This window comes from Bacillus sp. 7884-1, assembly GCF_002272245.1.
Taxonomy (GTDB): Bacteria; Bacillota; Bacilli; order Bacillales; family Cytobacillaceae; genus Neobacillus.
In genome coordinates this window covers 1-10,314 of record NZ_NPDD01000154.1, presented here as the reverse complement: position 1 = coordinate 10,314, position 10,314 = coordinate 1, and the positions used below count along the sequence as shown (strand labels likewise).

Here is a 10,314-nt window from a genome sequence, read left to right as displayed (position 1 = left end):
AAGTGCAAAGTTTAAAAGCATTGCAATCAACACTAAGATGGATACCATTCTCTTTTTTTGTCTCATTCTCTTACTCATATTAACCCTCCTTTTAATATATAAAACTATGAGCAATTTAATAGATGATCTACTTGCCCCTACTTTCGAAAATATTAAAGTATTAATAATTTTCTAAATACTTAAATATAATTATATTATAATAGCATTTATATAAATCGTACATTGGGGGAAAACAACCTTTTCGAATCGACGTTTTTCTTCCCGAAAAAATAAATAATTGGGTTTTTTGCTAATAAATGATAGAATTTTAGGTAATTTGCGAATTATGTCGACTAAGAAAAGGAAGCTATGTTAAATAAATGAAGTAGATTGCTATTTTATATTTGGGGGAATATTAGAAATCCTCAAAAAAAATCGTCAGAGCATATTGATTTAAAAGAAAAAAGCTATCAAATTCCTTAAATAAATAGAAGGATAGCTTTTTCTAATCGAATTGTACCGCTCATAACTTCATAATCATTCCTTGTACAGTTGAATAAATACTTCAACCAGGAGCAGAAATTTCTGGTTTAAAATCTAATGTATGTTCATATTCTCCATCATTATTATTAGAAAAAAGAATCACATAAAATCCTTTCCACGTTCTCATTCTCATTGGTATCATTTCATAAGCCCATAAATAAAAGTGCTACTCTTTCAAAGAGCAGCACTTTTCATTACCTTAGATTATTCACTTTTTGTCCGCCAGTGTTGATTGCGGTTTTAATTGTTGTCCTTTTACTTTTTAGCAGGAAGCAATGGATCTGCTGCTATTACAGTAACAACGTTAGATATACCCACGTTCAATCCACCTGTTACTTTCACTCTTAACTTGTAGGTAGTATTAGCTGACAATCCTGTCACTACTGCACTGCTAGATGCTACTGTAACTGGTTTCTCTGTTGTTGCAGCGCTCCATGTAATGCCATTATCGCTTGATTGCTCAATTTTTACTTCCGTTGCATTGACAGCTGCAATCCAGCTAAGAGCGGCCGTATTTTTAGATATAGTAGCATTTTTCAACGTGTTAACGGTCGATGCAATTCCTAATTCATTGAAGTAATGTGTACTGTACTTACCGGCAACTTGTTCTTTCGGCTTAACGGTTGCATCAGCGTTTGCTTTGTACAAATTCTGAACAATAAACATCATATCCGTTACATTGACAATGCCGTCTTGGTTCAAATCTTCAATTTTGAACGTCTCTGTATCTTGCATTCCAATTTTATTAGCTACTTTCTTAACGTCTAGAACATCAATAACACCATCACCATTTACATCACCTGCAGCAGAGACTGGTTGCTTAGATGTAGTGTATAAATACTGACCAATTTCCTCGCCCCAGGTCGTTTTTGCACCTAGTGTCACTTTTTGTATGCTCTTTAAATGTCCAGGAGCTTCCACTACAATATCATATGGATCGTTTGAAAGAGGAATATCATACACTTCGATATAACCGTATTTATCAACTGTTCCTGGGTATTTCTCTCCGTTAGAACTTTGCGCGTATACTGTTGCTCCAACTTTCGATAAATCTTTACTCCATTGACCGTTTAATCCCTGAAGACGCATATATGAAACTACATACGAATGCTTCGGTATAATTTTGTAGCTGTCAATTTGGTTGAACAGAGTCATTTTTGTTGGTTCAGACTCTCCAAACTTCGTGTAGCTGAAGTCTTTCGTATTTTCTTCACCGTCCATTGTATCCGCAAGAATGAAAAAATGATCGTCTACTAGCTTGAACGTTACATCTAGGAAATCGATGTCGCCATTAATTCCTTCGAATCCATCGCCGCTAATATGAGCTCCTGCATTAACGGTATTTTTAGACCAGGAATAAATTGGATGTTGTTTCACGACTGGTTCGTCAACTGTTACTGTCAAACCGTTTTTCTCGGCATAGTCTTGGAACTCTTTATTTACTTTTACATCTACAAATTCAAAGTTCTTGTAGAATCCAACGTCATTCGTTCCAGACATCAGCTTTTCAACATTGTTCAAACTTAATGTCATTGTTAACGTATCGTTTTTATACACTTTTTCTTTATCGTAGGTAGGCACTACATAAGGAGTACCTTCCTTAACAAAGGCATAAGGATAGAATTCATTTAATAAATGGGCGTTTGTAGCCTTATCCATTGGGAATAAAATAACGGTTGCCGGCCCATTCTCAATGTCTTCCTTCTCAATACCAAATTTCACATCTCCGTTTGCTTCAACAGGAAAATCTCCAGTCGGGACTACTTTCTGATTATGATAATACCAAAGTGTGTTCGAAGACTGTGTAATGCCAAGTGGTGCTAATAGATTTGTACCTTCATCATATAGATTTGCATGAACCCAAAATGCGTTATAAGCATTTCCGTTAAGTGTTTCTTGTGTAAAGTCTGAATCTTTTAACTCATACACCTTACCTGGAGCTTTATCTTTAAAGGTAAGTTTAGGTAAAGTATTGTCAATAACAAACGCTTGCGATTTCTCGTATGATATACTACCTTCTACATCTACTGCTCTAAGCTTCAGTGTATATTGACCTTCTGCTAATACTGATTGTGGTAGGTTAATATCCGTTATCTCATCTTTTGGATCTCCAATAAACGGATAGTAACGAGCACCATAGGATAAAAATAAATCTTGGTCTACCGGTGCTGTTGCAGCATTGATAGGACCTGGACTTGTGCTTCCTAGTGCATGACCGTCTTTGTCATAGATAATCACTCGAACATTTTTCATCGGGCTATTTAATTTGAATTTCAAATATCTATTAGGACCGGCCATAAATGGATGTGCAGGATCCCATAACACGTTGCTGATGGCTGGATTATCCGTTTCAATTTCTCCAATCCCTTTATCAACTGCACGAACAGCGAATGGCACACGATAGCTTTCTTTTGAATTTGCATGATTGACAATATTCACATAACCTTCGTATCTGCCCGTTTTTGCAGTTCCTGGAACACGAATCGTCGCTGTTAAATCAGCCGATTGTCCCGGTTCAACAGTAATCGACTGTGCAGATGTCGTCATTTCTACCTTATTGGACTCTGCGTCAAGAACGCCACTTTTAGCCTTTGAATATTCATAACTGATATCAAATGCTTTTTGCTCGGTTCCTTTATTTTTAATAACCATTTTACGACTGTCTTCATTCGTTTCGTTTTCTTTTCTATAAACCGTACCATAAGCAATTGATCCTGTTTCCTCGTCAATCGTAACAAGGCTGCCGTTTTGATCTTTATTTTGCGTCTTGTCCATAACTTTAACAGATACATCTGCATGAACGGCTTCTTTTACATCGACTAATCCTGCTCCTACTTCATATACAGAATAATCGCCAGATAATTTATCTGATGTATTCATTAACGCCGCTTTCACATCAAACGGAGTATAGTCTGGATGTGCTTGTAAAATAAGAGCAGCAATACCGGCTACATGAGGCGATGCCATCGACGTTCCAGAAATACGTGCATATGCTGACGAATAGTCGATTCCGTCTTCAGGACTATGAATGTATTCCGGGTAAGTAGAATGAACAGATACACCAGGTGCTATTACATCAGGTTTAATGTCATAGTTTTTCGTTGCAGGTCCTCTTGAGCTGAAGCCCGCTAGATGATTTCCTTCTGTCACAACTGAACCTACACTAGTAAAAGTAATTCCAGAACTTGCTGCTGCTTTTAAACGCTCTCCATCTGCTTTCGTTAAACGGAAAGCAGGGATGAAATTGGTTTCATTAGCAAGATAACTGTCGATTTCGCCATCGACATTGTTATACATAATCACAGCGGCGGCTCCCGCTTTTTTAGCATTGACCACCTTTTCTGCTAACGCGTACGATCCACGCTGAATTAATGCTACTTTTCCTGTTAAGTCAATTGGTTGACCATTAGCATCTTTAAAATCGTTCTCCCCACCTAAACCAACATAGACGATAGGATACGATTGGTTTACCAAAGTTTCTAAATGATCATTAAAACCTTTACCTAACAGCTTCATGTTGTTGAACGTTTCACTGCCAACGGTCGCCGATGCTGTTGGAATGCCCATCGGGAAGTCACTTGCTCCAACAGTAATAGCAAACGCTGCTGTTCCTGGAGAACCAAGAGTTTTCTCACCTGGACCTGCGTTACCTGCTGATACTGTACATGTCACACCAGCAAGTGTAGCATTATTAATGGCAATGGATTCTGCAATTAACGGGTCGTTTACAGCAACTCCCAATGACAAGTTAATTACGTCCATTCCATCTTTTACAGCCTTATCGATACCAGCAATAATGTCGCTTGAATATCCGCTACCAAATGGACCTAACACACGGTAACTATATAAATCAACATCAGGCGCTACACCTAAAGACGGATTATCAACACTATTTTCCCCTTGACCTGCAATCGTTCCGGATACGTGGGTACCGTGAGACGTATAATATGAATGACCAGGATACTCCGGCTTTCCTGCATTTACCCAATCTTGATACGTCGTTTCCATAGGATCAGCATCTCTATCGACAAAATCCCAACCTTTTACAGTTGTCGGATCAATAGTCTTTGCATCTTCTCCATCTTTTTTACGATATCCTTTATATGCTTTCGTTAAATCTGGATGGTTGTAATCAATCCCCGTATCTAGAACGCCGACCTTAATTCCCTCACCCGTAACACTATCATTATGCAAATCTTCAATACCTGGAAGAGGAATATAATTCTCTTTCAAAGTATTTGTAGAAGTATTTTGCTCGGAAACACTTTGCTGCTGGATTGAGGCTGTAGCAGATTTTACTTGCTGGTTTCCAGCTGACAAATTATCTGTATAGGAACCATTTAATTCTTTTGGATCAAGCTTCACAACTCGATCTTCATAAATACTGCTGACTAAGCCTGATTCTAAAAGTTTTTCCACATCTGTTCCTGGGAGTGTCATCGCTACTCCGTTAAACGAGTGCTGGTATTCTCTAGTAATCTTAATTTCTGGTTGTGAAGCAGGAGTAGACGTGGTGATGACACTACTTTCTTCTTTTTGTTTCCCCAATCCTTGAACATAATCTTTAAACTTTTTATGAGAATCTTTAACCTTTTTAGCAGCGTCTGTCAATGAAATCTCGTTACCTGCTATTTGCTGCTGAACTACCGCTACTTTTGCTGGAGCTTGTTTAAATTCAACAATGACTCGAACTGGATCAGCACTGTGAACGTTGATTTTTGGTGAAATTTTCACTTCACTCTCTGTGCTAATTTTGTTCATTGCTTCAAGCTGCTCTGGGGTTAGCGTATATGTCCCCGTATGAGCTTTACTAGGAATCGTACCTTGAGTGATGTTTTGGACTGGGTTTTCAGCTAAAACATTAAAAGGTATGACTGAAGACATCAATATACAACTCATTGTTGCAGTTGCAAAAATCTTTTTAATCTTATTTTTCCCCAATTGACTTTCCCCCTGAAATGACATAATTTGTCTTTCTTTTTAAAATATTTCAACAAATATCTCTATTTGTTTTATTGTACTTTGAGATATTATTATAGTAAATTGGGGGATTTTAATGATTTTGATATAAAAAATGGAGTATTTTATCGCTTAAATTTTTATGAAATCCCATCTCTGTGTTTTAATAATTGGGTTTTGACGTAAATGAAATTTGGGGTAAATCCACGAATTATCCAATATTATAATAGTTGAATAGTGTAACTGTAAATTTTACCAATATAATATTTTTGTTTTGAATTAAGTAAAATGGGTTTTCGAGATGAATAACTCTACTAAAAAAATCACTTTATAATAGTGTTTATAAAGTAAATACATAATTGCAAGTTTAATATTAAATAAAAAAGGAGAGGGAAAGGTGTAAGGATTCAAAGAGTCCTTATAAATAATAAACAGCATTATAACCAAAAAAAAGCTATCCAATTCCTAAATTAAATAGGAAGGATAGCTTTTTAATTAATCTAAGTTTAATTATTTAAGGTTGTTGTAGAACTGTTACTTGTTTAGGTGTTGTTGTTACTTTAAAACCGTCTTTTGTAACTACATCTGCTGTGATAGAATACGTACCATTTGGAAGGTCCGTTTTAGGTACCCATTGTGTTTGTATTGTATGTTCATTTTTTACTTCAAACGAATCAACAATCTTACCATTTGCATCTTTAACATTAAACTTCCAGTCTACTCTAGTATAACCCCATGCAGAAATTTTTGCTGGTTTGCTATTGTTAATATTTGTATCAGGATAAACATGGATCGTTTGAACAGCCATACTTTGTTTATTATAGCTTTGATCTCCCCACGTATTCCAAGACATATTTCCTGCATAATCAACCGCTAATATGACCATACCTTTCGGCTCTGTATTGACAAGTAAAGATTTTACCCCGTCTGCTGGTGCATAATATTGTCCATTTACATAAACAACGGCAGAATGAAAGTCACTTGCATTATCTTGGGCATTGAAGGAAACTTCATATTTTCCATTCTTTGGCGTTATGGTAATATCTGAAACGGTCGGAGCGATGGAATCTACCGTCATTGGCATTTTAACCACTTGTGGGCGTGCGTTTTCATACTCTAATGTTGTTTTTATAACATATTGGTATACACCGTCAGGTACATTTTGTCCGGACATGTCTTTCATATCCCATTGATATCCACCATACATATTATCACTAAATGCCATTACATTTTTTCTGAATTTCCATGGTGTCCCAGTATATTCACTAAAATCACCTAAATTTTTAACAAGATTTCCAGATTGATCTTCAATATACATTTCAACTTTTTCTAAATTACGTAAGGCTTGGAATGAAGCCATGATACCATGGGTCATATAGTTTGGCGAGTAGGCAATACGGTTAAGATGGAATCTATTAGTCTTCGGGTCAAATCCCAATGGGTATCTTTCTGAATTATCATCCCAAAGTGCAGTATATCCTACAAATGCATCTTTCTTCCATGCAGGTGCGTCTATATTTCGCGGTTCATCCCATTTTCCATAGAAGCCCATATAAGGAACTGTTAATTGTACTGCCTTTTCTTGGTCTTTAGCTACTGGAACTAGACGAACAAATCCTTCTACAAAACTATTTTTCTTTAAGGACTCTGGTAACATTACATTAACAGTTAGCATTTTTGTTTGACCTGGTTTGATTTTAACTAGTGCTCCTGTTTTATCTGTTACTGTATCATCATTTACAGTGACAGTTGCACCCTCGATACGTTCACTAGTTAATGTTAAATACTCTTTTGAATCCAATACCCCATCAGCATCTAAGTCAAATTCCTTCGTTTCAGTCTTGTCTTTTAGTACATCAACATACACATTGTATTCAATGTCATCACTATTATTTTTACCCTTAGGAACGTCGAATGCTTCCATGCTTAATTTAAAGCTTGTATTTTGACCTATTTCCTTTAAAGCAACCGCTCCTGCCTGTTCTAAAGGCGTGTTTTGACTTGTCACAATGACAGGTGTGTTAATGGCATTTTGAATTTTCATTACCCCTGACCCTTGTACACGTGGTGAATATGGAACTTCTCCATTCGTTCTTGGATCCATGACCACATTAGCTGTATTCATTAAAGCAAGTTTAGCCTTTAAAACGGTATCTTCTGAATGTGTTAATCCTTTTTGATAAAGTGCCTGCAATAACAATGCTGAACCGCCTGCAACATGAGGAGTTGCCATGGATGTCCCACTCAGCACTTCATAATTATTTCCCGGCATAGTGGAATAAATATTTCCACCAGGAGCCGAAATCTCTGGTTTAAAATCTAATGTACTAGGTGAACCAATAGATGAAAAATGGGACATATTGTCTTTCGTTGGGCTATCTACCAGTGTAGCGCCTGTAAATTTCATGCTTAAGTACTGACCACTCGGCAGACTACTCATTTTATTCAGTAATGCTTCACCTACAGCTTTACCTGTTGTGGCAGCTCGTGCCATATTCGGAGCTACGCTAAATTGTAAATTAGGATAATCTGGTAAAACAGCAGCCGGTATTATAATTAATGCACTTGCTCCTGCAGCCTTAGCTGTCCTCTGAAGGGATGAATGATCACCATATGCATTTAACATTTTTGCTACAGCAATGTAGTTAGTTTTTCCAATAGGAAAATCAGTTGCATTCTTTCCTTCCCCTACGTATACCATATCATAGCTAACATCTGGTGAAAGAACCTTAGAAAGTTTAAAATTATAGGATGCTGGGTATTGCGTTTGATCCTTGAAAGGGAGCGATATACCATTTCCTTCATCTAGTTTATGTACATGAAGTTTAGAATTTTCATAGGAAGCAACCGATAGAGCATATGGACTTACACCCGGTGCACCAACCGTTCCGATATCAGGATTTTCTGCATATGGTCTTAATGAAGACATAACGATATTATTTTTCGTACTGTAGGAAGAATTACCGGCTGCAACGACAACTAGGGTACCCTGTTCTGTCGCAACTCGGATGGCCTTTTGAATCGGATCAAATTCTTCATCTACATAGCCTGCATCTACACCTAAACTCATGTTGATAACATCTGCACCCATTGTGACGGCATGCTCAATACCTGCAATAATATCATCTTCATAGGCACCACCGCGACCATCTGCAAATACCTTCTCAGCTAATAATTGAACACCTGGTGCAATACCTTCAACTCCACCATTCGTTTCGTCTCCACCTGCACCAATTGTACCAGCAACGTGAGTACCATGCGCACTACCTGTTGCTCCAGGAATGACATTCGTATCGTTATCTGCCCAATCATAGCCTGTTGGGACTTTATCGGAATACCAAATTTCGTTTACATCTGTCTCTTCCATTTTTTGATTCATTTGATCTTGAGTCCATTTTTCTTTCGCTTTTGCTGCATCCGTTAGCTTCATATCCTTGTGCGTATAATCAATTCCGGAATCAACGACTGCCACTACCAAGCCTTCACCTTTATAACCATATTGTTCCCAAACTTTTTGAGCTTGTACTAATTCTTTACTTGCTCCCATGGTTTCCTCGAATGTTCTAGCAACATGAACATGCGTAACACCTGGAATAGATTGGATATCCTTCAAATTTTGGAACTCTGTTTCGACACTGAATCCGTTAAACCCTTCAAAATAACGGTGTTTCACTTTAGTAGACGCATTGGATTTAGATGTTTTCGTGTTAGCGATTTGCTCGATGACTTTGTCTTGCTTTTGCTTCATTAATGATTTTTTATTTTTAGATGTATTGTCCACATCTGTTGGTTGTTCCACTTGTACGATTAGACGAACAACATCATTTGGTTTATAGGCTTTTATCGAACCTTCTTTATTAATGTCTTTGTTATATAAATCATTACTTACAGGCTCTAACTTGTCCTGATCAAAAAATAAATTCCTGCCTTGTTCCACAATATTTTCTAAAACTTCTGACTCATTCGTTTCTGCAAAAACTGTGAATGATGAAAGAAGTAAGGATGTTACAGCTGCAGTCGTCATGACTTTAAATGCCTTTAATTTACTCTTGTTCATTTACATTGCTCCTTTTTTATTTGATTTTTAAGTTTTATATTTATATCACCACAATTAATAGATTAGGAATTTAATAAAATTATAGAAATAATAACTTTACTCTTATTGCTAACCCTAATGAGTAATTTAATATTATTCAAATTGTACATGCACGATAAAATACAGTAAATTGGGGGATTAAAGCATAGTTCGATAGACTTATATGTTAGAAGTTTCACCAAAAAGATTGTCATTTAATGTAGAATTTTAAGTTATTATAAGGAAAAACATATCCGTATTTTGGCGAAATCGATATTTTTAGTGGGATATTTTGTCATAAAATAGGGGGAAATAAACATAATTAATAGAATTTTATGATTTCTCAATAAAATCAGGTGATTAAAATATGCAAAAAGAACTAGAAGCGAATATGGTGTTTTGGACATGTATGCATGATGTAGAAATAGAATATTAATGGCCGAATGGCACTTACATTCCTTGATCCTGTGCAAAAAAAATAGCCAACCCTTTTGCAAGGGTCAGCTTCATCTGTAGCGAATCTATAAAATTCGCAATACTGAAAAATAATAAGTTTTGGGGATAGGGAGCAGAAGAACCGTCCCCTTGCTTCCATGATAAAACCTCAACCCTTCTTATCATCATAAAGGATTAAGGTTTTATCTTATGGTTCCGTTTTTTAAGGTTGTACCACCGTCATATAACGTGGAGTTGTTGAGATCTTTAGGCCCGTTCCAATTTCTTCTATCTCAGCGATCACTTTATATTTCCCACTAGGT

General features: G+C 36.6%; 1 protein-coding gene and 1 pseudogene. Both read right to left on the bottom strand.

The window, feature by feature from the left end:
* Positions 1-1,179: 1,179 nt before the first annotated feature.
* Positions 1,180-5,463, bottom strand: a pseudogene (locus CHI06_RS18090) (S8 family serine peptidase); the annotation flags it as partial.
* 532 nt (positions 5,464-5,995) lie between these two features.
* A complete protein-coding gene (locus CHI06_RS18085; RefSeq protein ID WP_095250025.1) occupies positions 5,996-9,538 on the bottom strand; it encodes a S8 family serine peptidase in 3,543 nt (1,180 codons plus the stop codon).
* Between the last annotated feature and the right edge of the window lie 776 nt (positions 9,539-10,314).